The sequence below is a fragment of the bacterium genome, assembly GCA_035559435.1.
GTDB lineage: Bacteria > Zixibacteria > MSB-5A5 > WJJR01 > WJJR01 > JACQFV01.
The window spans coordinates 47,481-72,861 of sequence record DATMBC010000065.1; the positions used below are offsets into that span (position 1 = coordinate 47,481).

At 64.2% G+C, this 25,381-nt stretch carries 23 protein-coding genes; 21 read left to right on the forward strand and 2 right to left on the reverse strand.

Annotation, left to right across the window (positions count from 1 at the left end):
* Positions 1 to 10: 10 nt before the first annotated feature.
* The 12 genes from VNN55_07875 to VNN55_07930 all read left to right on the forward strand — a co-directional run bounded on the left by VNN55_07875 (position 11) and on the right by VNN55_07930 (position 13,926).
* The gene (locus tag VNN55_07875; protein HWO57468.1) at positions 11 to 973 is read left to right on the forward strand and encodes a hypothetical protein; all 963 of its coding nucleotides are present in this window, start codon (positions 11 to 13) and stop codon (positions 971 to 973) included.
* 52 nt (positions 974 to 1,025) lie between these two features.
* The gene (locus VNN55_07880; protein HWO57469.1) at positions 1,026 to 2,699 is read left to right on the forward strand and encodes an Ig-like domain-containing protein; all 1,674 of its coding nucleotides are present in this window, start codon (positions 1,026 to 1,028) and stop codon (positions 2,697 to 2,699) included.
* Between the two features lie 59 nt (positions 2,700 to 2,758).
* Positions 2,759 to 3,679, forward strand: a complete 921-nt coding sequence (locus VNN55_07885; GenBank protein HWO57470.1) for a mechanosensitive ion channel family protein — start codon at positions 2,759 to 2,761, stop codon at positions 3,677 to 3,679.
* A gap of 117 nt (positions 3,680 to 3,796) precedes the next feature.
* The gene (locus VNN55_07890; GenBank protein ID HWO57471.1) at positions 3,797 to 4,564 is read left to right on the forward strand and encodes a hypothetical protein; all 768 of its coding nucleotides are present in this window, start codon (positions 3,797 to 3,799) and stop codon (positions 4,562 to 4,564) included.
* Positions 4,561 to 6,567: a SpoIIE family protein phosphatase gene (locus VNN55_07895; GenBank protein HWO57472.1), complete on the forward strand. Its 2,007-nt coding sequence runs from the start codon at positions 4,561 to 4,563 to the stop codon at positions 6,565 to 6,567. The genes VNN55_07890 and VNN55_07895 overlap by 4 nt, the downstream gene beginning before the upstream one ends.
* A gap of 191 nt (positions 6,568 to 6,758) precedes the next feature.
* Positions 6,759 to 7,793: a heat-inducible transcriptional repressor HrcA gene (hrcA, locus tag VNN55_07900; protein HWO57473.1), complete on the forward strand. Its 1,035-nt coding sequence runs from the start codon at positions 6,759 to 6,761 to the stop codon at positions 7,791 to 7,793.
* Positions 7,790 to 8,332 (forward strand): nucleotide exchange factor GrpE, encoded by a 543-nt coding sequence (locus VNN55_07905; protein ID HWO57474.1) that lies wholly within the window; start codon positions 7,790 to 7,792, stop codon positions 8,330 to 8,332. Before hrcA ends, VNN55_07905 begins: the two co-directional genes overlap by 4 nt.
* Before the next feature lie 120 nt (positions 8,333 to 8,452).
* The gene (dnaK, locus tag VNN55_07910; GenBank protein HWO57475.1) at positions 8,453 to 10,381 is read left to right on the forward strand and encodes a molecular chaperone DnaK; all 1,929 of its coding nucleotides are present in this window, start codon (positions 8,453 to 8,455) and stop codon (positions 10,379 to 10,381) included.
* A gap of 100 nt (positions 10,382 to 10,481) precedes the next feature.
* A complete protein-coding gene (gene dnaJ, locus VNN55_07915) occupies positions 10,482 to 11,666 on the forward strand; it encodes a molecular chaperone DnaJ (protein HWO57476.1) in 1,185 nt (394 codons plus the stop codon).
* A 287-nt stretch (positions 11,667 to 11,953) separates the two neighbouring features.
* A complete protein-coding gene (locus VNN55_07920) occupies positions 11,954 to 12,790 on the forward strand; it encodes an RsmE family RNA methyltransferase (GenBank protein HWO57477.1) in 837 nt (278 codons plus the stop codon).
* Complete coding sequence (locus VNN55_07925; protein ID HWO57478.1) at positions 12,787 to 13,131, forward strand: histidine triad nucleotide-binding protein; 345 nt, start codon at positions 12,787 to 12,789, stop codon at positions 13,129 to 13,131. The genes VNN55_07920 and VNN55_07925 overlap by 4 nt, the downstream gene beginning before the upstream one ends.
* Before the next feature lie 30 nt (positions 13,132 to 13,161).
* Positions 13,162 to 13,926: an inositol monophosphatase family protein gene (locus VNN55_07930; GenBank protein ID HWO57479.1), complete on the forward strand. Its 765-nt coding sequence runs from the start codon at positions 13,162 to 13,164 to the stop codon at positions 13,924 to 13,926.
* Between the two features lie 142 nt (positions 13,927 to 14,068).
* On the opposite strand, the gene VNN55_07935 is transcribed toward VNN55_07930, so the two are convergent.
* The gene (locus VNN55_07935) at positions 14,069 to 14,497 is read right to left on the reverse strand and encodes a DoxX family protein (protein ID HWO57480.1); all 429 of its coding nucleotides are present in this window, start codon (positions 14,495 to 14,497) and stop codon (positions 14,069 to 14,071) included.
* 62 nt (positions 14,498 to 14,559) lie between these two features.
* Positions 14,560 to 15,429 carry an HAD family phosphatase gene (locus tag VNN55_07940; protein HWO57481.1) on the reverse strand — a complete coding sequence of 290 codons (870 nt, stop codon included), beginning with the start codon at positions 15,427 to 15,429 and terminating at the stop codon, positions 14,560 to 14,562.
* A 37-nt stretch (positions 15,430 to 15,466) separates the two neighbouring features.
* Between VNN55_07940 and rpsU the strand changes: the two genes are divergently transcribed.
* The 9 genes from rpsU (at position 15,467) to VNN55_07985 (ending at position 25,339) form a co-directional block, all read left to right on the forward strand.
* Positions 15,467 to 15,658, forward strand: coding sequence for a 30S ribosomal protein S21 (gene rpsU, locus VNN55_07945; protein ID HWO57482.1), 192 nt, complete (start codon positions 15,467 to 15,469; stop codon positions 15,656 to 15,658).
* A 283-nt stretch (positions 15,659 to 15,941) separates the two neighbouring features.
* Positions 15,942 to 16,598, forward strand: coding sequence for a CvpA family protein (locus VNN55_07950; protein HWO57483.1), 657 nt, complete (start codon positions 15,942 to 15,944; stop codon positions 16,596 to 16,598).
* Positions 16,599 to 16,705: 107 nt separating this feature from the next.
* Positions 16,706 to 17,989 carry a nodulation protein NfeD gene (locus VNN55_07955; protein HWO57484.1) on the forward strand — a complete coding sequence of 428 codons (1,284 nt, stop codon included), beginning with the start codon at positions 16,706 to 16,708 and terminating at the stop codon, positions 17,987 to 17,989.
* 50 nt (positions 17,990 to 18,039) lie between these two features.
* Positions 18,040 to 18,795 (forward strand): slipin family protein, encoded by a 756-nt coding sequence (locus VNN55_07960; GenBank protein ID HWO57485.1) that lies wholly within the window; start codon positions 18,040 to 18,042, stop codon positions 18,793 to 18,795.
* A gap of 277 nt (positions 18,796 to 19,072) precedes the next feature.
* Positions 19,073 to 20,398, forward strand: a complete 1,326-nt coding sequence (locus VNN55_07965) for a glutamine synthetase family protein (GenBank protein HWO57486.1) — start codon at positions 19,073 to 19,075, stop codon at positions 20,396 to 20,398.
* A gap of 90 nt (positions 20,399 to 20,488) precedes the next feature.
* Complete coding sequence (gatA, locus tag VNN55_07970) at positions 20,489 to 21,904, forward strand: Asp-tRNA(Asn)/Glu-tRNA(Gln) amidotransferase subunit GatA (GenBank protein ID HWO57487.1); 1,416 nt, start codon at positions 20,489 to 20,491, stop codon at positions 21,902 to 21,904.
* Between the two features lie 8 nt (positions 21,905 to 21,912).
* Entirely contained in the window at positions 21,913 to 23,358 is a 1,446-nt protein-coding gene (gene gatB / locus VNN55_07975; GenBank protein HWO57488.1) for an Asp-tRNA(Asn)/Glu-tRNA(Gln) amidotransferase subunit GatB, read from the forward strand.
* A 404-nt stretch (positions 23,359 to 23,762) separates the two neighbouring features.
* Positions 23,763 to 24,362 (forward strand): phosphoribosylglycinamide formyltransferase, encoded by a 600-nt coding sequence (gene purN / locus VNN55_07980; GenBank protein ID HWO57489.1) that lies wholly within the window; start codon positions 23,763 to 23,765, stop codon positions 24,360 to 24,362.
* Positions 24,363 to 24,415: 53 nt separating this feature from the next.
* Entirely contained in the window at positions 24,416 to 25,339 is a 924-nt protein-coding gene (locus tag VNN55_07985; protein HWO57490.1) for a phosphoribosylaminoimidazolesuccinocarboxamide synthase, read from the forward strand.
* Positions 25,340 to 25,381: the final 42 nt, after the last annotated feature.

Here is a 25,381-nt window from a genome sequence, read left to right on the forward strand (position 1 = left end):
GAGGTGTTACATGTCCACAGGGAAGTCCGCACGGCGCGCCGCCGTGACGCTCGCAGTCTTGCTGGGCACATTTGCGTACGTCGCCGCCGCTGAACAGCCGGATGCCCCACGCCCCGCTTCGTCGGCACTGACCAATTCGGTTGTCGTGGAATCGCAGATTCTGATCACCGGCACGCCGGGCACCGTGGTCGGCGTCTCGGTCTCCAACGCCGTGCCTCTTGCCGGTCTGCTGGTGCCGCTGGAGATCCGCCCGCTGACACCCGGCGCCGCCATTGCGGAAAGCATCGCCTACGTGATGAACCCGTCCGGGCGTGTCGCCAACAGCCCGCTGGGTTTTGCCGACGATGTCGATTCGCTCTGGCCCGAAGCGTTGCGGGTCGTGCGCCGGACCTGCCAGGTTTGCCCCAACAGTTGTTCCGGCCCGGTGTCGAATTCGTACTGCTCTGATGACATCTCCTGCACCTATCCGACCGGACCGTATGGCCTCCTCTTCGGGACCGTCAGCACCGGCGACAGTCAGTCGGGCCATCAGATCGAGATGGCCGCCGGGGCTGACCCCGGCGATGCCGCCGGCGCCTCGTTGCAGATCATCCTGACCCACATGGGCACGACGCCCGGGATATTCGAGATCGACACCGCCTGCTGGACCCCCGCCAACTCGCTGGCCTATGTCCGGGCCAACAGCCAGTTGATCGTGCCGTCGTTCACCAAGGGCACGATCGAGCTGCGCTGCGATTGCGGCTGCCACGGCGATCCGTTCTGCGACGGCATTCTCAACATTCAGGACGTGGTCAGCACCATCGATGTCGCCTTCCGCAATGGCACGCCCGTGGCCCAGCCCTACTGCCCGCGTCAGGCCACCGATCTGAATTGCGACGGCATCGTCAACATTCAGGACATCGTGATCATGCTCGATGTCACCTTCCGCGGCCAGGACCCGGAGCAGGCGATCTGCAATCCCTGCGCCCTGTAATCGCCGCTTTCGGTTGCCCCTTGCGGTTTCTCTGACTTACTTGCCCGGCGTGATGCGATCCCGTCACGCCGGGTTTTTTCTTGCGGCCGTCGCCGTCCTGCTGGGGACATCATGCGCCCAGAAAGGCGCGCCGCAGGGCGGACCCCCTGACACCACCGCGCCGCAGGTGGAATCGACGCTGCCCGCCGGCGGCGATGTGCGGGTCGACCGGCGCTCCGGCCTGACGATCCAGTTCTCCGAGCCAATCGACAAGGCGACCTTCGCCCGCAACTGGGAGATCTCGCCCGCGCGCGCGGGGGAGGCGAAGATCGAGTGGACCAAGGGCGGGCGCTGTGTCAGCATCTCCTGGTCCGACACGCTGCGCGACAGCACCAGTTACCGCGTGACGATCAGCAGTCGCGTCGCCGATCGCCGCGCCAATCCCCTGGCCGAGCCGTACACCTTCGCCTTCTCCACCGGCCCGCAGGTGGACCGCGGCGAGATTCGCGGACGCATCATCGCCGCCGGCGAGGGCAAATCCGCCTTCGATGTCTTCGCCTATCGGCTCGAGTCGCTGCCCGACACCTTCTGGCTTTCGCCGCCCGACTACTACACCCAATCGGCCTCCGATGGCCGTTTTCAGTTGCCGTATCTGCGCGCCGGACGGTACCGATTGCTGGTGCTCGGCGACAACAACCGCAACCGCCGTCTCGATCATGGCGAGCCCTTTGCCCTTGCGCCGCGCGATTTCGCGGTCGCCGATGACGCGCTGCCGGACAGCGCCCGGTTCTTCGTCACCGTTCGCGACACCGTGCCCTTCCATCTGCGCGACTGCGCGCCGGTCGGACCGCAGTTGATCGCCGTGGGGTTTTCCCATCCCCTCGACACCGCCGGCATGTCGACGTGGTCGATGGGTGTGGTCGATTCCCTCGATGGCGCCGCCGCCGTCGCGACCATATTGCCGCCCACCGCGCGCCGCCCCAGCCAGCTACTGCTGCGCGGCCAGTGGCGGGACGGCGGCGTCTATACGATTGCCGTCGGCGGTATCGTCGATCAACTTGGCCAGATTCTCTCCGACAGTGTCTGCCGTTGTGTCTACACGCTCGGACGCGACTCCACCGGCCCGCGCATTGAGATGGTCGTTCTACCCGAACCCAATGCCGCGCTGACGCCGCGCGATCCGATCCGCTGGGTCTTCGCCGAGCCGCTGGACACCACGCGATGGCATGACGGCGTATTGGTCGCCGACACGCTCGGACAACGGCTCGATGGCCTGACCCGCTGGGTGCACGAGCAGGAACTGGAGTTTGTGCCGTCGGCGCCCTGGCCCGACACGCTCCTTGTCCTGGTGACGCTCGATTCCGCCCAATTGGTCGATCTCAACGGCAACCCCGCCGGACCCGGCGTGTATCGCTGGCGCTTCCGTCCGCTGGGCGAAAGCCAGATGGGGGAGATCGAAGGACGGGTCACCTCGGCCGAGGCGACGGCGGCGCCTTTCTGGCTGGAGGCACGCGCGATCGGTGATGCCCGTCGGGTCCGGCGCAAGATGACGGTGCCCGGTTCCTTCACGCTGGCCCTGCCGGCCGGTCGCTGGCAGTTGGGCGGCTTCGTCGACAGCAATGACGATGGCCGCTGGCTGGCCGGATCGTTCGCGCCGTTCGCCTTTGCCGAGCCCCGGGCGCTGGCCGCCGACACGTTGTCGGTGCGCGCACGCTTCACGCTCGAAGAGATCACACTGGAATTCTGAAGCCAACACGGCCGGCGCCCGGGGCCGGAGCGGCCGTGACGCAGCAAGGGGGTTGACCCATGTCGCTTTCCGGATTGTGGCAGAAATGGCAGCAGATGATCGCCGACCACGGCGCCGAGATCACGCTCTCGATCCTCCATGTCATCGTCATCGTGATCGTGGGCATGGTCGCCATCCGTCTGATCAAACGCGCGCTCCGACGCATGGAACGGCTGTTTCTGGAGCGGTCGCGGTCGGAGGATGAAATCGAGCGCATCGCCGCCGAGAAGCGGTTGCGCACCCTGACGGCGCTTCTGCGCACCGTGGCGGTGATCGGCATCTGGGCGCTGGTGATCGTCAGCAGCCTCAATGAACTGGGCTTCAATATCGGACCGCTTCTGGCGGGCGCCGGCATCGCCGGGTTGGCCGTCGGCTTCGGCGCGCAAAACCTTGTGCGCGACGTCATCAGCGGCTTTTTCATGATCCTCGAAAACCAGGTCCGCGTCGGCGATATCGCCGTCGTCAACGGCACCGGCGGGCTGGTCGAGTCCATCACCCTGCGCACCATCGTCCTGCGCGACGTCGAGGGCGTGGTCCATGTCTTTCCGCATGGTTCGGTCGTCACGCTGGCCAATCGCACGATGTGCTGGTCGGCGTATGTGATGGACATCGGAATTTCTTACGGATCGGACATTGACCGGGCGACCGCCGTGATGAAGGAGGTCTATGGCGACCTGGCGGCTGATCCAGGGTTCGGACATCGGATCCTCGAGCCCATCGAAGTCTTCGGTGTCGATCAGTATGGTCCCTCGGAGATCGTGATCAGGGCGCGGATCAAGACGCGCCCGGGCGAGCAGTGGGTCGTCGGGCGGGAGTACCGTCGGCGGCTCAAGTACGCCTTCGACCGTGCCGGAATCACCATTCCGTTCCCGCAGCGGACGATCCATATCCAGCCCGCGGGTACGCCGCTCGCCCCGGGCCGCTCGACGCCCGCCGCCTGACGACAATTCCGCCGATCCTCCCCGCGCCGCCGCACTTTTGTCTTGCGGCGGGCAGGGATTTTCGCATCGTGCACCGCGGAGGGCGCGTCCCGCGTCCCGCAAAAGGGGGTCTGTCCCATGTCCGCGTTCCACCCGCCCCGTCGGTTGGTCACCGGTCTGTTCGTCTTCGTCTGGATGGCCGCCGCGTTGCCGGCATCGGCCCAAACCGCCGACAACGATGTCATCGCCGTCCTGCTTCGTGATGGCGCCGAAGCGTTGGCCGCCGGACGGTACGCCGAGGCCCACGCCCGCCTCTCCGAGGTGTTGCGTCTCGATTGGAACCACCCGCGCGCCTACGATCTCCTCCAGCAGGTTCGGCAGGAACGCGCCCATGCGCTCCTGCAATGGGAGGCCGAGGCCCGCAACGCCGAATACCGGCGCGACCCCAGCCAGGCGGTCTGGATTTACCAGCGCATCCTGGCCGAAGACTCGACCCGCGCCGATCTGCTCGAACGCGTGCGCCGTCTGACCCGCCAGCGCGAGTCGTCGTCGTATGTCCGCACCGGGATGGAGAAGTTCATGGCCGATGATTTCGCCGGGGCGCAACTCGATTTCGAGCAGGCGCTGGCGATCAACCCGAACGACACGCTGGCGGCGCAATACCGCGACCGCGCCCGGCAGAAGATCGCCGCCACCGGTTCGCTGGCCGCCATTCAGGCCGACTCCGCCGCCTGGGGCAAGTACCTCGATGCCATGCGCCGGCTGCGCGAGGGGAATCTCGCCGCCGCCGAACGGCTCTGGAGCGATCTGCTTGTGCTCTTCCCCGGCAATGAGAGTCTGCGCTCCAACCTGGACCAGGTCCGCCGCCGCCTCGGCGGTGAAAGCGCCAGCGTGGACGACGAATGATCTTCACCGATCACACGGCCGAATACTACGCCATTTTCAACGCCGCCGCCGAATCGCTCGATGAGATTCGGCAGTTCGTGCAGTCGGCGCTTCTGACCACCGGCCTCAACAAGAAGGCGATCGCCGGGCTGCTCCTGGCGGTCGAAGAGGCGGTCTCCAACATCATCCGGCACGGCTACCTCTATGGCCCCGGCCGCTTCCGGTTGCGCATTCGCGCCACCCGGCGGCTGGTGACCCTCACTTTGCACGACAACGGCCGCGCCTACGAAGTCAATTGGGACGACAAACCCGACGCGCACAAACTGGCGGAAACCGGACGACGCGGAGGCCTCGGCCTTTTGCTCATCCGCAAAGTGACCGATGCCGTCGACTACAAGCGCATCGGCGATGAGAATATCCTCACTATGACCAAGTATCTGGGACCCGTCGAGAACACCGGCGGCCACCGCGCCTTCTCGCGCAAGGTGGCCGCGATCGGCCTGATGGCGCTGGTGGCGGTCACCGTGTTCGGGGCCACCCTGCTGTTTCTGCACAACCGCTCGACCCTGCAAAGCGAGTTCGTCGCCCGCTGGCAGGAATTCGCCCGCGCCGCGGCCGCCTCCGCCACCCAGCACATGCTCAATGACCGTTCCGACGCCGAGTTCGATCAGCTCGTGGTCGGTTTGAAACAGGCCCAGCCCGATGTCGCCTACCTGATCATCGCCGATGAGGAAGGACGGGTCCGCGCCCACTCGGAAACGCCCGAGGCGGTGCGCAGCCCGTACATGCCGCCCCACGGCGCCGCGCTGGGACAGCGCGGTTTCTGGTCGGTCATCGCCGGCGGACATTCGCTGTTCCACTTCAGCGAGCCGCTCACCATCGACCGGCGCAACGTCGGCACCATCGCGCTGGCGGTGGATGAAGAGGTGCTCGGACGGCAGGTGTCGGCCGAGTTCTGGCGGATCTTCATCGGTGCCTTGTCGGTCATCGCCATCGGCGGCGTGCTGGTCGGGCTGGTGGCATTCTTCATGGGACGCCCCCTGCGGCGCTTGGGCGATGTCCTTCGTCAGGCCAAGTCACAGGGCGCGGTGGCCAACATCACCCCCGGCTCCGCCCCGGATGAAATCGCCGAGGTCGTCACCGCCATTAACGAAGTCACCGAGGCGGTGGCCCGTTCCGAGCGCCAAATCGCCCGCCGCGACCAGGCCCGTCGCGAGATGGAGCAGGCCGAACAACTCCAGCGCGCCCTCCTGCCCCTGCAACTGCCCGCCATCGATGGCTACGAGGCCCAGGCGGCTTACCGCATGGCCCAGCATGTGGGCGGCGACTACTATGACGTCATCCCCATCGATAATGCCGATGGCCTCTGGGCGATCATCGTCGCTGATGTCGCCGGCAAGGGATTCCCGGCCGCGCTGGTGATGACCGCGGTACGCACCGCGATGCGCATCCTCGTTCCGGCGCGCCGTTCGCCGGTGGCGATCCTGCAGGACCTCGATGCCTACCTCGCGCAACATCACCCCAATGGCCCCTTCGTGACCGTTGTCTGCGGCGTTCTCGATACCCGCCGCCACCGGCTCACCCTCGCCTCGGCGGGGCACACGCCGGCGCTGCACTATCTCAACGCCACCGGGACCATCCTGCGGGTCAACCCCAAGGGACGTCCCATCGGCGTGCGGATCGGCGACGGCGCGCAGTCCTTGTCGCTGGCCGAGCAGGAAATCACACTCGCCGATGGCGATGCGATTGTCCTTTACACCGATGGCCTGATCGAGGCCCGCAACCGCGCCGGCGAGGCCTACGGCATGAAGCGCGTCGAGGACTGCCTGAAGGGCAATAAGGCCGATGCCAGGACCGCCCTCGATGCCATTATCTCCGCCCTCAACGAGTTCAGCGAGGGGGGAAGCGGCGAGGATGATGTGACTGTTCTGGTCCTGCGTCGCGGACGTCCCGCCGAGTCGATGCAGAAACGCAGACCGGAATCGATCAGTATTCTTCCGCAAAACATCGCGGCGACTTTTTAGTATCAGCTTGTACTACAATGACTTATCTACAATTTGTCGAGGATTGACAGAATCGACTGCCAGTCCGGCAAACTCGTTGGGCAAAATGGCGTAAAAGTGTTAGCACTCGGAACGCTTGAGTGCTAATATTGTTTTAGAACTAGTTTTCGATCAATGAATTGGGCGGGATGGCCGCCACGGCGAGGACAACGATGGGATTTGATCAACTCAGTGCGCGGGAGCGGGAAATCCTCCGTGTCCTGATCGACCACTACATCGCGACCGCCGAGCCGGTCGGTTCGCGGGTGCTTGCCGGTCGGTACCGACTCGGCCTGTCGCCGGCGACCATCCGCAACACGATGCAGGACCTCGAGGAGATGGGGCTGATCCGTCAGCCGCACACCTCGGCCGGACGGGTCCCGACCGACGAGGGCTACCGCACTTACATCGACAACCTGATTGAGCCTTCGCCGGTCCCCGATGAGCTGGCGCGCCGTTTGCGCGAGGAGATCATCGCCGCCTCCAAACGCGCCGTCGATGACATCCTTGAGCAGACCGCCCATGTGCTGGCGAAGGTCTCCACCCAGATCGGCGTGACTCTGGCCCCGAGCATGGAGCGTGGCATCATCTCGCACATCGAATTGGTGCCGGTGGCCGAGCGCCGGCTGCTGGTGGTTCTCGGCGTGCAGACTGGATTGGTGCGCACGCTGCTTCTGGAAGTCTCCACCGAGGTGGACCGCAAGGCGGTGGAGGCCACGCAGCAGGCGCTCAATGAGCGACTCGCCGGCCAGCCGCTGGGATCGTTGCGCACCCTGGTTGCCCAGCGTCTGCGTCAGGATGAGCGGGTCGACGCTCGCCTGATCAAGATGTTCATCGAGGCCGCCGACGAACTGCTCGAGCGCCCCGCCGCCGAGTCGTTGCATGTCAACGGCACCGCCAATCTCTTCGACAAGCCGGAGTTCGCCGACCATGAGGCCTTGGGCGGCGTGTTGCGGGTCATCGAGCAACGCACCCCGATTGTCGAGGTGTTGCGCCAGCGCGGCATGGGCGAGGGCATCGTGATTTCGATCGGCAGCGAAGTGAAATTGCAGGGCGCCGAAGGGTGCGCACTGGTCTCGGCGACCTACACCGCCGGACGTGTCCGTGGCACGATCGGCATCATGGGGCCGACCCGGATGGAATACGCCAAACTGGTTTCGATCGTCGACTACGTCGCCAAGGTGCTATCGGAAGAGATTGACAAGTGAGCGCACAACAGCCGCAAACCGACGCTGTCCCCGCCGGGGAACAACCCCAGGTGGAGACCCCGGAGCCGGAGGCCCCATCGGCGCCGCCGGCCGACGACTGGAAAGACAAGTACCTCCGCCTCGCGGCGGAATGGGACAATTTCAAGAAGCGCTCGGCCCGCGACTTCAATGACCTGATCCGCGGCGCTGAACGCGACCTGATCGGCGATCTGACCGAGGTCTACGATGACTTTGTCCGTGCCCTCGAAGCCGATCACAAGGCCGAATCCGGCGAGCAATTCGCGCAGGGCATCGGCCAGATCAAGGCCAAGTTCTGGACCGTGCTGGAAAAACGCGGCCTGGAGCGGATGGAGACGATTGGCAAGCCGTTCAATCCCGAGGAGCACGATGCGCTCATGCGTCTGCCCTCGGAGGAGTATGACGAAGGCATCGTGATGCAGGAAGTCGCCCCCGGCTACCGTCTCGGCGGCAAGATCCTGCGCCACGCCAAAGTTGTCGTCTCGCAAGGCAAACCGGCGGAGGAAAAGCCGGAGCAGTGACGGCCTCCGCGGCAACACATTCCCCTCGTCCCCGCACGGGGAGACGGCCCGGGTGAGGGGCGAGGTCACCGCAGGGCGTCGCGCGGACGCCCGACGGGCAACAAAAGGAGAGATTGAACAATGGGTAAAGTCATCGGCATCGATCTGGGAACGACCAACTCCTGCGTCGCCGTTATGGAAGGCGGCCAGCCGACCGTCATTCCCAACGCCGAAGGCGGACGCACCACCCCGTCGGTCGTCGCCTTCACGAAGGACGGTGAGCGCCTCGTCGGGCAAATCGCCAAGCGCCAGGCGATCACCAACCCCGAGAACACCGTCTTTTCGATCAAGCGGTTCATGGGGCGCCGTTACAGCGAAGTCTCCTCGGAGATGAAACTGGTCCCCTACAAGGTCAGCGAGGGGCCCAACGGCGACGCTCGTGTCACCGCCGGCGGGCGCGAGTACTCCCCGCCGGAAATCTCCGCAATGATTCTGCAGGCGCTGAAGAAGGCGGCCGAGGACTATCTCGGCGGGCCGGTCACACAGGCGGTCATCACCGTGCCGGCCTACTTCAACGACTCGCAGCGTCAGGCGACCAAGGACGCCGGACGCATCGCCGGGCTGGAGGTTTTGCGCATCATCAATGAGCCCACCGCGGCCTCGCTGGCCTATGGCCTCGACAAGAAGAAGGATGAAAAGATCGCCGTCTACGATCTGGGCGGCGGCACCTTCGATATCTCGATGCTCGAGTTGGGCGATGGCGTCTTCGAAGTGAAAGCCACCAACGGCGACACCCATCTGGGCGGCGATGACTTCGACCAGAAGATCATCGACTGGATGGCCGATGAATTCCTGCGCTCCCACGGCATCGACCTGCGCAAGGACCGCATGGCGCTCCAACGCCTGAAAGAGGCGGCCGAAAAGGCGAAGATCGAACTGTCCAGCACCATGCAGACCTCGATCAACCTGCCCTTCATCACCGCCGACCAGTCGGGCCCCAAGCACCTCGACCTGACGCTCTCGCGCGCCAAACTCGAGTCGCTGGTCGCCGACCTGTTGCAGCGCACCGTTGGCCCCTGCCGTCAGGCGCTCAAGGATGCCGGCTGGTCGCCCTCCGATGTCGATGAGGTTGTGCTGGTGGGCGGGATGACCCGCATGCCCAAGGTGCAGGAGATCGTCAAGGAGATCTTCGGCAAGGACCCGCACCGCGGCGTCAATCCCGACGAGGTCGTGGCCGTCGGCGCCGCCATTCAGGCGGGCGTGCTCGCCGGCGACGTGAAGGATGTGCTTCTGCTTGATGTCACGCCGCTGTCGCTGGGCATCGAAACGCTTGGCGGCGTGATGACGCGGCTGATCGAGCGCAACACCACCATCCCGACCCGCAAGTCGCAGATCTTCTCGACCGCCAGCGACAACCAGACCGCGGTCTCGATCCATGTCCTGCAGGGCGAGCGCGAACTGGCCGTCGACAACCGCACGCTCGGACGCTTCGACCTGGTCGGCATTCCGCCGGCCCCGCGCGGTGTGCCGCAGATCGAAGTCACCTTCGACATCGACGCCAATGGGATCGTGCACGTCACCGCCAAGGACATGGCCACCGGCAAGGAGCAGAAAATCCGCATCGAGTCCTCCAGCGGCCTCACCGAGCAGGAAATCAAGGCGATGGTGAAGGACGCCGAGGCCCACGCCGACGAGGACAGGAAGAAGAAGGCGCTGATCGAGGCGCGCAACAAGGCCGACCAGATGGTCTACACCGTCGAGAAGACCCTGAAAGACTTCGGCGACAAAGTCTCCGCCGACGAGAAGAAGCGTATCGAAGAGGCGATCGCCAGGGTGAAGTCGGTGCAGGCCGGCTCCGACACCGCCGCCATCGACGCGGCCGTCGATGAGCTGACCCGCGCCTCGCACAAACTGGCCGAGGAGATGTACAAGCAAAGCACCGCCGGCCCGCAGCAAACCGCCGGCGCGCAGCCCACCGGCGGAGCCGCCGCCGACGAAGCGGCCAAGCCCAAAGGCGACGGCGCGGTGGATGCCGAATACGAAGTGGTCGACGACAAGGACAAGAAGTAGATTCAAGGCACCCGGGAGGGCGAGGCTCCCGCCGAGCCGCCGCGTTGGCGCACGCGGTCACGGCTCAGCAGGAGCTTCGCCCTCCCGATAAAGAGTCCTGATGACACGCGCGCACGCCAAACGCGATTACTACGAGGTCCTTGGGGTCGAGCGCAACGCCGACGCCGATGAGATCAAGAAGGCCTATCGCAAGCTCGCGATCCAATTCCACCCTGACAAGAACCCGGGCAACAAGGAAGCCGAAGAAAAGTTCAAGGAAGCGACCGAGGCCTACGAGGTCTTAAAGGACGAGGAGAAGCGGCGTGTTTACGATCAGTTCGGCCATGCCGGTCTCTCCGGCGCCGGGGCCGGACCGGGCGGCGGCTTCCAGGGCGGCGCCTATGGCTTCGATCTGTCCGATGCGCTGCGCGCCTTCATGCGCGACTTCGGCGGGCAGGGGGGCGCTTTCGAGGAACTGTTCGGGATGGGCGGCGGACGACGCGGTCCTTCGGGGCCGCCCGCCGGCGCCGATCTGCGCGTCCGGCTCAAGCTTACCCTCGATGAGATCTTCACCGGCGTCGAGAAGAAACTCAGAATCAAACGCATGGTCGTCTGCGATGAATGCGGCGGCACCGGCGCCAAAAGGGGCGCGCGTCCGGTCACCTGCCCGCAGTGCCAGGGCAGCGGCGAGGTCCGCCATGTTTCGCGCTCGGTCTTCGGGCAGTTCGTCAACATCAGCACCTGCCCGCGTTGCCGCGGCGCCGGCGAGATCATCGAAAATCCCTGCGCCGCCTGCCGCGGCGAGGGACGGGTCGATGGCTCCTCGACCATCACGGTCAATGTTCCTCCCGGCGTGACCTCGGGCAACTACATCACCGTCCGCGGCGCCGGTCACGCCGGGCCCCGCGGTGGCCCGGCCGGCGACGCCATCGTCGTGATTGAAGAAATCCCGCATGACTACTTCGAACGCCACGGCGACGATGTCCTCTACCGTCTTCCGATTTCCTTCCCGCAGGCGGCGCTGGGGGACAGCGTGATTGTGCCGACGCTCAACGGCAATGTGAAACTGAAGATCCCTGCCGGCACGCAGTCCGGGAAGCTCTTCCGCCTGCGTGGCAAAGGCATCCCGCACCTGCGCGGCTACGGCGCCGGCGATCAACTGGTGCAGACCGTGGTCTGGGTGCCGACCAATCTCTCCTCGGAAGACAAGGCACTGCTGGAAAAGTTCGCCAAATCCACCGGCGGCCAGCAACCCAAGGCCGACAAATCCTTCCTCGACAAACTGCGCGAGACCTTCGGCGGATAGGCCGCCGCTACACAATCTCTGTGCCGCCCCTCCGGGGCTTGCAATTCCAAGTATCCCACAACCCAGAGCACAAAGGCGTCTTGAATTACTCGAGAGCCGACCAAGATTGCTTCGCCGGTCCGACAAAGAGCCGTCGGACCGTCTCGCAATGACGATGTGAGGCTTGGAATTACTGATTACGTCATTGCGAGGAGGAGTCCGCCGCAGGCGGACGACGACGAAGCAATCTTTTTCACCCGCCACCCGGCCATCACAGGGTTGTCTCATCCTCCCTCAGCCACGGGCTGATGAGCGCCACGGTTCGGGCGACACAAAAACCGCTGTCCCCCGGGGGAGTGCATCGCGATTTTTCCCCTGTGCCCTACACCGATGACCAGCGCGCCATGGATGCCCCCGGCTTCTTCTGGACGCCGCCGGATCACATCACCGCCGACACCGTCACGCTGATCGGCCCGGAAGCGCGGCATGCCTTTTCCGTCTGCCGCCTCCGCGCCGGCGAACTGATCACCGTCACCGATGGCGCAGGCAACGCCTACGACTGCCAGATTGCGAAAGCGTCCGCCAAGGAAGTCTCCGGCGCGATCATCCGGGTGCACCGTCAGCGCGGTGAGCCGGTCGCGCAGGTCACACTCGCCGCCGGCGTTGGACGCCCGCAGGTTTACGATTGGATCATCGAGAAGGCGGTTGAGCTGGGTGTGGCGCGGATTGTGCCGCTGCGCTGCCAGGCATCCCCGTCGGGAATCGGCGGCGCCGAAGCCGGCGCGCGACGGGTCGAGCGCTGGCGCCGTCTGGCGCTGGGCGCGATGAAGCAATCGCTGCGCACCGTGCTGCCGGTGGTCGACCCGATCGCGACACCCGAGGCGGCGGTGCCGCTTCTGGCCGCTCAGGCCCGCGCTTGGCTGGCCGACCCGACCGGGGGCCGTCTGAGCGCCGCCCCGCCGATCGGACGCTCGGGCAGAGTCATGCTGATCATCGGTCCCGAGGGCGGTTTTGACCCCGCCGAGCGGGACTTGTTTTTTGCGCACGGCGCGCAGTTGATTAATCTCGGCCCGCGCCGTCTGCGCGCCGAAACCGCGGCGATCGCCGCGCTGACTCTGGTCATGCAACACCTGGGGGAACTATGAGCCACCCAACCGATCCGAACTGCATCTTCTGCAAGATCATTGCCAAACAGATTCCCTCGACCGTCCGCTATGAATCCGAGCATGTCTACGCCTTCAACGACATTCATCCCAAGGCGCCGACCCATGTCCTGATCTGCCCGAAAGGACATTATCCAACCTTCCTGGACACGCCGCCCGACGTTCTCGCCAAGCTCAGCGAGGAGGTGCAGGCAATCGCCAGGCACCTTGGCTTCGCCGAGCGCGGCTTCCGTCTGGTAATCAACAACGGCCGCGAATCGGGGCAGGAGGTCTTCCATTTGCACTATCATTTGCTGGCGGGAAAAACCTTGGGAGGATTCTGATCGGTCCTATAGGACCAATGGGATCTAATCTTGTTGCTCTCGCCGTTCCTCCAGCTCGCCCTCGCCGCCGCCCGCGCCGCGGAGCCCGTCATCATGCGGCACTATGGTCCGCATGTGGCGCATGAGGCCAAGGCCGATGGCTCCCCCGTCACCGTCGCCGACCGCGCCGCCGAAGAGATCATTCGCGCCACAATCAGCGCCGCGTATCCGGACCATGCCTTCCTCGGCGAAGAGTTTGGCACCACCGGCGACTCGGATCATGTCTGGATCATCGATCCCATCGACGGCACCAAGAACTTCATGACCGGCATCCCCGTCTTCGGCACCCAGATCGCGCTGATGGTGAAGGGGGAACTGGCGCTGGGTGTCTCCAACTGTCCGGCGCTCGGTGAGCTGTGCTATGGCGAAAAGGGGAGAGGCGCGTTCCTGAACGATCATCCCGTGCGTGTCAGTGATGTCGATCATCTCGAAGCGGCGCGCGTCTCCTTCGGCGGGCAGAACTACTTTCGCCAGATCGGCCGCGAAGCGGGCATGCTGCGTCTGATCCACGCCGCGCGGCGCGTGCGCGGCTTCGGCGACTGCTGGGCCTACCATCTGATCGCCAGCGGCCGTTTTGAGGCCAATGTCGAGGCGTCGATCAAAATCTGGGACATTGCCGCCGCCGCGGCGATTGTCGCGGCGGCCGGGGGACGCGCCACCGATCTCGAAGGCCGCCCGGTCACCCGCGACATCCGCACCTTCATCGCTTCCAACGGACATGTGCATGATGAGATTGTCCGCGCGATGAACGGGTGAGAACAAAGATTGCTTCGTCGTCGACGCGCCTGTGGCGCGTCTCCTCCTCGCAATGACGTTGGCTGAATGGCCTCATCCGATACCGTCATTGCGAGGAGGCCCGATCCGCCGGAGGCGGATCGGGCCGACGAAGCAATCTTTGTTAACCCCGGCCGAACAACTTGGCATCCAGTGAGTACTTGCCCGCCCCGGTGAAAAACAGCGTCAGGAATCCAATCGCGTACAAGAGCGCGAACTCCTTGCGTCCCCATGGGTCATCGGCGTGCACAATCCCCGCCGCCACCAGCATGGTCACCAGCAGGGGGATGGCCGCCACCCGCGTGAAAAGACCCAGAATCAAGGCGGCCGAACAAATGAACTCGGCGAACACCGCCAACGTCAGAGTCAACGGACTGCCCAGGCCGATCGGGTCGGAAAAACTTTCCAGCCGCGCCCCGTAGTTGGTGAGCTTTCCCCAGCCATGAAACGCCAGCATGAATCCGCCGATGGCCATCCGCAGCCAGAGCAGGCCCAGACTCACACGGGATTCGTCGGTTCCGCTGTCGGTGATCCAGTCGATCAATCTGCGCATTGGTCCTCCGGGACGGTGATGGATATGTCGGTAACCGCCGCGAAGGGCGTTGGGTTTCCCGCTCACTCGTCGCGGTTGCCGAAACACGCCAGCGCGCGCCGGATATCCTCCGCCGAGCCGGCCAGCACGTCGGCCGGATCGAAGTTCATCGCCGCGGTCGTGGCGGTGGGGAAGGCGATCACATACATGCCGGCGTTCTTGGCGGCGCGTACTCCGACGTCGGTGTCCTCGATGGCGGCGCAGAGCGCCGGGTCGATCCCGATCCGACGCGCCGCTTCCAGATAGATCTCCGGCGACGGCTTCGGCGCGGGAATGTCGTCGGCCGAAACCACCGCGCGGAAGTACCCGCGAATGCCGCCCCGCTCGAGAGTGTACTCAATAATCCGCCGCAGCCCGGAGGAGGCCAGTCCCAGCAGACACCCCGCCGCGGCGAGTTCGGCGATCAGTTCACGGATCCCCGGTCGCCAGACCAGCGCGCCGTTCTGAATCAACTCGAGGTAGATCGCCTTGCGCCGGGCGATCAGATCGTCGATCTCCTCCTCCAGTCCGTGCTGCCGCTTCAGTTCGGCGAACATCACCCGGTCGGTTGAGCCGATGAACCGGCGATTGTCGGCGTCGGAAAACGGCAACCCGAACTGCCGCATGACCCGGACGGTCGACTCAAAGTGCACCGGCTCGGAATCGACCAAAACCCCGTCCATATCGAAAATCACCCCACGGGGCCGCCCCGGGTGTTGAGATGTATTGTCATGTCCCGCAATGGGTTGTCGTGCGTCCTGTCGGGTCGGCGGCTGGGAGGGATTCAGCGGTAACCTCTTATGATTGACAAGTTTTCGGGTCTTTACGTAATTGTACGCTGGTGGCGTGTCCCATTGATACGCCGGCATAGACAAGTAAATAACGGGAGTCTTTGGCAATAAACACTTAAACATGCCAGTAGCCGGATTTGGAAGGAGTTGAACGCTCTTAATGACCGGCGTTCGCGTACGCGACGATGAATCCTTCGAGAAGGCCCTGAAACGATTTAACAAGACCTGTGAGAAGGCGGGGATCCTCTCGGATGTCAAGAAGCACCAGCATTTCGAAAAGCCATCGGAACGCAAGAAGCGCAAGATGAATCAGGCCAGACGGCGCAACCGGAAACGCGGCGGCGACTATTGAGCCGACCTCTTTTGCTGAGGGCATATCGTATCGGGTGTGATCTTGACGCAGTGATTTGACAAAGACGACGGCGCGCGCGGGCCGCCTTGGGCTCGCGCGGCGCCGGCGCACTTGGGGGGCCAAGGGCAGTCTTTCGCAACACCGTCAAAACGGAAGCGTAGGTTCCGTCGGTTCGGCATGGGGCAGGGGGCCCGCCGTCAGGCCGGCACAGAACCGTGGAGCGACTCCACTCGTTCGCGCCATCCCGCATCATGCCGTCCCGGCGACCAAACGGGGGGGCACTATGATGAACCTGATCGATCTGGCGCTGCTGATCGGCGTGATCGCCTGCGCCGGCTGGGGCGCCAAACGCGGCTTCGTGCGCATGATCATGATCACGCTCGGCCTCTGCGCCGCGATCGTGGTCGCCGTGCACTACAACGACTCCTTCACCCGCGAGCTGGCCGGGTACTTCCACGCCTCGCCGCTGTGGGTCTCGATGTGGGCGTTCCTCATCGCCTCGATGCTGCTGTTTGCCCTCTTCCGCCTCGGCGCCAAGGTCTTCTTCCGCGTCGCCAATGTGCAGAAACTGGGCAAGCACGACCAGTTCGGCGGCGCCTTCGTCGGCCTCATCTTCGGCTGGGTGATGATGGGTTACCTGGTCTTCCTCTCGATGTTCCTCCCGCTGCCCTACACCATCGAGGAGCGCTTCGAAAACACCGTGCTGGCGATGAAGATGGGCGCCTCGGTTCCGTTCCTCTATGAGACCACCGCCAAACTGCACCCGTCGCAGTCGAGCTTCATCGACAAGATGGAACTGACCCTCGATGAGGCGCTCGTCATCGCCGAGAAAAACAAGTCCGGCCGCCGCCGCGCCACGAAGTCCGGCGTCACCGACCAGACCCGCGTCGACGATTTCCTCGACCGGATCGAGCGGTACTTCGCCTCCGAAGAGTACTAAGTCCGCACAGTCATCATTGGGCAGACAAGGGGCTTTGGCCCCTTGTTTGCCATTGGGCGGTCGATTCATCTCGCAATCCGGCGCGGAATCACGTATACCATTCGCAGATGAGACGTTCGAACCTCCACCGACTGACTCTGGTCGCGGCGCTGGTTCTCCTGGGGGCCGCGGCGGCGCTGGGCGCATCGGTGCACGTGATGACCATCAAGGGCCCGATTGGCCCGGTCACCGCGATGCAGATCGAAAACGCCCTCGAGGCGGCGGTGGCGGAGGATGCCGAAGCGCTGATCGTCCAGATGGACACTCCCGGCGGGCTGGTCTCCACCACCCACGAAATCACCCAGCAGATTCTCAACGCCAACGTGCCGGTGGTCACCTATGTCGCCCCTTCGGGCGCCAGCGCCACCTCGGCGGGCGTCTTCATCCTCATTTCCGGCCACATCGCCGCCATGGCCCCCGGCACCAACGCCGGCGCCGCCCATCCGGTCACCCTGCAGGGGGAGATGGATTCGGTCATGTCCGGCAAGGCCACCAACGACGCCGCCGCCAACATCAAGGCGATCGCCCAGCGCCGCGGACGCAACGCCGCCTGGGCCGAACGCGCCGTGCGAGAATCGGTCTCCATCACCTCCCACGAGGCGGTTGACTCCAACATCGTCGACCTTATTGCCGATGACCTCGACGATCTGATCGACTCCCTCCATGGCCGCGTCGTCATGCTTCCCTTCGGCGAAGACACCCTTGACACCCGCGGCGCGGCGGTGGTGCGCATCGAGCCGACCTGGCGCGAAAAACTCCTCGGCCTGATCAGCAATCCCAACATCGCCTACATCCTGATGTCGATCGGCTGGATTGGCATCCTGATGGAGTTGTACAACCCCGGCAGCATCTTCCCCGGCGTCGTCGGCGCGATCGCGCTCATCCTTGGATTCTATTCGCTGCAGACGCTGCCGATCAACTACGCCGGGTTGTCGCTCATCCTCGTCGCCATCATCCTGTTTATTCTCGAACTGAAGATCATCAGCCACGGCCTGCTGACCGTGGGAGGCGCCATCGCCATGATCATCGGGTCGGTCATGCTCATCGATTCCCCCGATCCGGCCGCGCAGATCTCGTTCACCGTGATCCTCGCCGTGGTCGGGACCGTGGTCGCGTTTTTCACCTTCGGGCTGGCGATGGCGCTGAAGGCGCGGTTGCGCCGTCCGGTCACCGGCCCCGAGGGCTTGATTGGCCAGATCGGCACCGCGCGCGAGGCCTTCGAGACGACCGGAATGGTCTATGTCGGCGGCGAATACTGGCAGGCCGAGACCCAGGCCCCGGTCGCCGCCGGCACGCGCGTCGAAGTGGTCGGCAAACAGGGTATGAAACTGATCGTCAAACCGATTCCGTAACGATCGCCGGCTGCCCGACCGTCGGGCCGCCGCAGGCGGAGGGGTTCACCATGGAAGGAAACATGCCGTCGTTGGCGCCGTTCATCATCATTGTGGTCGCGCTCATCATCCTCGGCAACGCCATCCGCGTGCTGAAGGAATACGAGCGCGGCGTCGTCTTCCGGCTCGGGCGCTTGATCGGCGCCAAGGGGCCGGGGCTCATCCTGCTGATCCCGATCATCGACAAACTGCAGAAGGTCGATTTGCGCACCGTGACCCTCGATGTCCCGCCGCAGGATGTGATCACGCGCGACAACATCTCGGTCAAGGTCAACGCCGTTGTGTACTTCCGCGTCATCGACGCCAACATGGCCATTGTCAACGTCGCCAACTACCTGGTCGCCACATCGCAGATCGCCCAGACCACACTGCGCTCGATTCTCGGCCAGTTCGAACTCGATGACCTGTTGGCCAATCGCGAACAGATCAACAAGCAACTGCAGAAAATCATCGACGACCAGACCGAGCCGTGGGGCGTCAAAGTCTCCGTCGTCGAGGTGAAGAATGTCGATCTGCCGGTCGAGATGCAGCGCGCCATTGCCCGCCAGGCCGAGGCCGAACGTGAACGCCGCGCCAAGATCATCCACGCCGAAGGCGAACTGCAGGCCTCGCAGAAACTGGCCGAAGCCGCCGAAATCATCGGACGCAACCCCGCCACGCTGCAGCTTCGCTACCTGCAGACGCTGACCGAGATCGCCGCGGAGAAAAACTCCACAACGATCTTCCCCATCCCGATTGATTTGATTACGCCGTTTCTCAAGAAGTAACGGGCCGCCACACTGAAAGATCCAAACGGGCCGGCGCACAGCGTCGGCCCGTTTCTGTATTTGGCGTGGCTGCTTGGACTTAACCACTCATGGAAATTGTCGCACCACTGCCAATCGCGGCGTGAAACTGACCAGCCACAACCCCTTGTGGCTTGTGGTGATAGGCGATTGTTCCACATCGCGACAGTTTCCGTTTGACTTAGGTGCGCCAAATCATTGATTCGCTGGCTTTTTCAGGGGGGCGGAAGACACACAAACCAGAGAGGGTGACGGGACAATGGTCAAAACCAATGCCGATGTTCTCACTGCCTTGGACAAGAACAACGTGAAGTACATCCGCCTTCTCTTCACGGATGTCCTGGGCCACATGAAGGGGATGTCGATCACGCGCTCGGAAATCGAGGGCGTGCTCGAAGAGGGGCAGGGCTTCGATGGCTCGTCGGTCGAGGGATATGTGCGCATCGAGGAATCCGACCTGATGGCGCGTCCTGACATCGCGACCTTCCGCATCATTCCCTGGCTGGTCGCCGGCGAGCGGGTGGCGCTGATGTTCTGCGACATCGAAAAGCCCGATGGCACGCCCTTCCAGGGCGATCCGCGCCAGGTGCTCAAGCGCGCTCTGAAGAAGGTGCAGGACAAGGGCTGGACGTTCTACACCGGGCCGGAGATCGAGTACTTCTACTTCCGCAATGCCAACGGCACCGAACTGCTCGACCGCGACGGCTACTTCGACTATTCGACCATCGACGAGGGCACCCGCCTGCGCAAGAAGGCGGTGGTCTCGCTTGAGCAACTCGGCATCCAGGTGGAGTGCTCCCACCATGAGGTCGCGCCCTCCCAGCACGAGATCGACCTGCGCTATCAGGAAGCGCTGACCATGGCCGACTACGCCATGCTTTACCGTTTCGTGGTCAAGGAACTGGCGCTGGAGGCCGGCGCTTACGCCAGCTTCATGCCCAAGCCGATCTTCGGCCAGAACGGCTCCGGCATGCACACTCATCAGTCGCTGTTCGAAGGCAGTAAGAATCTTTTCTTCGAGAAGGGTGACGCCTATCACCTCTCGAAGGTCGCGCGCCACTACATCGCCGGGCTGCTCCAGCACATCCGCGAGTTCACGCTCGTCACCAACCAGTGGGTCAACTCCTACAAGCGGCTGGTGGTGGGCTACGAGGCCCCGGTGTACCTCTCCTGGGGCATGCGCAACCGTTCCTCGCTCATCCGCATCCCGATGTACCGCGTCGGCAAGGAGAAGGCGACCCGCGTCGAACTCCGCTCCCCCGATCCGGCCTGCAACCCCTATCTCGCCTTCGCCTGCATGCTCGCCGCCGGCCTCAAGGGCATCGAGCAGCAGTATCCGCTGGGCGAGCCGGTCGAACAGAATATCTTCCACATGGACGACAAGCAGCGCGACCAACTCGGGATCAAGGCGCTCCCCGGCTCGCTGGCTGAAGCGTGCGATGTCTTCGAACAATCGGAGCTGATGCGCGAAACCCTGGGCGCGCACATCTTCAACACGCTTCTGGCCAACAAACGGCTCGAATGGGATCGTTTCCGCATGCATGTCACCGACTACGAGATGAACGAATACCTGCCACTGCTCTGACATCGGCCGGTCCGCGCCAACCTCTCCCGGTCGGGGAGAGGTTGGCCGACCGCGGATTGATTTCAGAGTCGGACCGTCCTATCATTCAGGGTGAGCCTTTCCCCGACACATTGGTCGATCGCCGAGGCCGTCCGTCGCGTGGTCGCCGGCGACATCTCCGCTTCGAAGATTGTCGATGCCCATCTTGATCGGATCACCGAGCGGCGCGGTCTGAACGCCTACCTGCGCGTCACCGACACCGACGCCCGTATGCAGGCGGCGGCGATCGACGGGAAGCGCGCCGCCGGCCGTCCCCTCGGGCCGCTGGCCGGGGCGATCGTGGCGATCAAGGACAACATCGCAATGCCCGGCGTGCCCTGCACCTGCGGCTCGCGCATGCTCGCAAACTGGAAGCCCCCCTACGAGGCCACGGTCGTCTCGCGCCTGAAAGCCGCCGATGCCATCATCATCGGCAAGACCAACCTCGATGAGTTCGCCATGGGCTCATCCACCGAGAATTCCTTCTTTGGTCCGTCGCGCAATCCCCATGATCCCCGCCGAGTGCCGGGCGGTTCCTCGGGCGGGTCGGCGGTCGCCGTCGCCGACTTTCAGGCGATGGGCTCCCTTGGCTCCGACACCGGCGGCTCGATTCGCACCCCCGCCGGATTCTGCGGCGTGGTCGGCCTCAAGCCGACCTACGGCTCCGTCTCACGCTGGGGGCTGGTCGCCTTTGCCTCGTCGCTGGACCAGATCGGCCCCTTCGGACGCTCGATCGCCGATGTCCGCGCCGTCTTCGATGTCATCAAGGGGCATGATCCCCACGACTCAACATCGATGCCGCTAAGCGATGGCCGTCCGCTTCCCGAACGGCTGACCATCGGCCTGCCGCGCGAATACTACGGCGAGGGGCTTGATCCCGAAGTCGCCGCGGCGGTCAACGAGGCCCGGGCGCGTCTCGAACGGCAGGGGCACCGTTTTGTCGACGTCTCATTGCCGCACACCAAGTACACCATTGCCGCCTACTACGTCATCTGCACCGCCGAGGCCTCCTCCAACCTGGCCCGCTATGACGGCGTCAAGTATGGCCACCGGACCGGTACGGCCCGCGACCTGATCGAGATGTATGAGAAGACCCGCAACGAGGGATTCGGGGCCGAGGTCAAGCGCCGCATTCTCCTGGGCACCTATGTCCTTTCCGCCGGGTACTTCGATGCCTACTATGGCACCGCGCAGAAGGTCCGCGCGCTGATCGCCGATGATTTCCGCCGCGCCTTCGAGAGTTGCGACTGCCTGCTCACGCCGACCGCGCCGACCGTCGCCTTCAAGCTCGGCGAACGCACCGAGGACCCGCTGGCGATGTATCTGTCCGACATCTACACGACGTCGATCAATCTTGCCGGCGTGCCGGCCGTGTCGGTGCCTTGCGGCAAATCCTCCAGCGGGCTGCCGATCGGCGCGCAGTTGATTGGACGCCCCTTTGAGGAACACATCATTCTGAGCGCCGGGGAAACCATCGAGCGATTCTGACCGTGCCCATGAAATACGAGCCCGTCATCGGACTGGAAGTCCACGCGCAGCTTTTGACCGAGACCAAGATCTTCTGCGGTTGCCGCGCCGCCTATGGCGCCGAACCGAACACCCAGACCTGTCCGGTCTGTCTCGGGCTGCCCGGCGCGCTGCCGGTGCTCAACCGCCGCGCGGTCGAATACGCGATGAGGATGATTCTCGCCGTCGGCGGGACCGTCAATCGCGAATCGATCTTCGCGCGCAAGAACTACTTCTATCCCGACCTGCCCAAGGGTTACCAGATCTCGCAGTATGACCGCCCGCTCGGCGAAGGTGGCGCGGTCACCTTCCTCGACGACGGCGCCGAGATTGCAATCGGCCTTATCCGCATCCACCTCGAAGAGGACGCCGGCAAGTCGTTTCATCCCGAATACGCGCATGACGCCGACGCCACCTGGGTCGACATGAACCGCTGCGGCGTGCCGTTGATCGAGATTGTCAGCAAACCCGACATCCGCTCCCCGCGCCAGGCAGGGCTCTACCTGACCCGCCTGCGCCAGACCCTCGAATACCTCGGCATCTGCACCGGCAACATGGAGGAGGGGGCGCTGCGCTGCGACGCGAATGTCTCGATTCGTCCGGTCGGTGACCCACGGTTCGGCACCCGCACCGAAGTGAAAAACATGAATTCGATCCGCGGCGTCGAACGCGCCCTCGCCTTCGAGATTGAGCGCCAGACCCGGCTGGTCGAATCCGGCGGCGTCGTGGTCCAGCAGACGATGCTGTGGGACGAGCGGGCGCAATCGGCCCACCCGATGCGCTCCAAGGAGGAGTCGTCGGATTACCGCTATTTCCCCGACCCCGATCTGCTGCCGTTGCGTGTGTCGAAGGCCTGGATCGAGGACGTGCGCCGCTCGCTGCCCGAATTGCCCGGCGCGCGCGCCGCGCGCCTGGCGTCGCAGTATGGCATCCCCGACTACGACGCGGCCGTGCTCACCGACACCCGCGCGCTGGCCGATTTCTTCGAGGAGACAGTCCGCCATTTTCCCGACGGCAAGAAAGTCTCGAACTGGATCATGACCGAGGTCCTGCGCGTCACCAGGGAGAAGGGGATCACCATCGATCGGTTGCCGGTAACCCCCGCCGCTCTCGGCGAGATGTTCAACTTGGTGGCGAAAGGCACGATTTCCGGCAAGATGGCCAAGGAGATCTTCGATCAGATGGCCGCCACCGGACGCACCGCCCGCGACATCGTTGCCTCATCGGGGCTCGTCCAGATCTCGACCGATGCCGAGTTGCTGCCCGTCATCGACCGCGTGCTGTCCGAACACGCCGACCAGGTCGCTCTCTACCACGCCGGCAAGACACAACTGTTCGGCTTCTTCGTCGGCCAGACGATGAAATTGACGCAGGGCGCCGCCAATCCCGGCAAAGTGAGCGAACTGCTCAGGCAGCGGTTGAACGAACAGTGTTAGGCAGGGTACGGCGGGATCGCCAATCTGACATCTGGACTATTGTGGAAGAATCGGCATTCGATGTATGATCCTTCTCCCATGCGGGGAGCATGAGGATGATTGATTGATGCTCGTAGGGGCGTATTGCATACGCCCCTGTTGCCACGCACGTGAAGGGCGTATGCAATACGCCACGACGTGGGAATAAAGATACATGGTGCTACGGTTGCTCCGGCCCGCTGCCCAGCAAGGATTGCTTCGTCGGGCGCAAAGAGCGCGCCCTCCTCGCAATGACGTGGGAGTGACGGCTGGACGCCTGCATCGTCATTGCGGGGAGACCCGACGGCTCTATGCCGGGCCGACGAAGCAATCTTTGTTCCTACCCATACACATGAACCGATTCCGACCATCACGGACCCCCGACCATGACCACTGACCCCATTCGCATCACCGTGCTTGCCTCCGGCAACGGCAGCAACTTCCAGGCCATTGTCGACAAGATCGCTTCCGGGCAACTCAACGCCCGGATCATGGCGTTGATTTGCAACAATCGGAATGCCTACGTCCTCGAACGCGCCCGTCAGGCGGGCATCCGCGCCGAGCACTGGTCGGAGGTGCGCGCCGGCTCGCGCGAGGCCTTTGTCGAAGGGCTGCTCAACATCCTGCGCGAAACCCGCACCGAATTGATCGTGCTGGCCGGCTACATGAAGCTGCTGCCGGCCGAGGTGGTCCATGCGTACGCCGGCCGCATCATCAACATCCACCCGGCGCTCTTGCCCAAGTTCGGCGGGCGGGGGATGTACGGCATGTTTGTCCACGAGGCGGTGATCGCCGCCGGCGAAACCGAAAGCGGCGCCACCGTGCATTTTGTCGACACCGAGTACGACCGCGGGCCGATCTTCCTGCAGCGCAAAGTCCCGGTCCTTCCAGATGACACCCCCGAAACCCTGCGCGAGCGGGTCCTGAAAGTGGAGCATGAACTTCTGCCCGAAGCGATTGCGAAATTTGCCGCCGAGCGCCGTTGATTCCGGCACGCCGGCCGGGCTACATTCCCCGGCAACGAAAGGATGACCAACCCATGACAGTGACCACCGACCACGGCGCCATCGTTCAAACCAACATCCCCGGCGTCCCGCTCCATGCCCGCGGCAAGGTCCGCGACGTCTATGATCTGGGCGACAAACTGCTGATCGTGGCCACCGACCGTCTCTCGGCCTTCGATGTCGTGTTGCCGACCCCGATTCCCGGCAAGGGGAAACTCCTCACCCGCATGTCGGTCTTCTGGTTTTCGCAGACACGGCACATCGTGCCCAATCATCTGCTGGCCAGCGACGTTGCCGCCTTCCCGCCGCCGCTCCCCGACTTCGCCGATCAGCTGGATGGGCGTTCGATGCTGGTCAAGAAGTGCCGCCGCATCGACTTTGAATGCGTCGTGCGCGGCTACATCACCGGCTCGCTGATGGCCGAGTACGAGGATGCCCGTCCGAACGCCAAGGGCGGCGTGGTTTCGCTTCATGGTTTCCGCTTCCCCGATAACCTGGTGGAGTCGCAGAAACTGCCGGAGCCGATCTTCACCCCGGCCACCAAAAGCGACACCGGCCACGATGAGAACATCTCGTTTCAGCGCATGGCCGATGAGCTGGGCGCCGATCTGGCCGGGCGGCTGCGCGACACCTCGATTGCGCTCTACAACTGGGTCGCCGACTACTCCCGCGCCCGCGGCGTGATCATCGCCGACACCAAGTTCGAATTCGGTTTCGACGGCGACACGCTCACGTTGATCGATGAGATTTGCTCCCCCGACTCCTCGCGCTTCTGGCCCGCCGCCCACTACCAGCCGGGCAAGGTCCAGCCCAGTTTCGACAAGCAGTATGTGCGCGAGTATCTCAAGGCCATTCGCTGGAGCAAGACCCCGCCTGGGCCGGAGCTTCCGGCCGACGTGGTCGCCAACACCGTGGCCAAGTATGAGGAAGTCGCGCGGCTTCTCATTCCGTCATCATGACACCCGAACGCCGCGGCCCCGCGCCGCGGCCAGAGAGAAGAC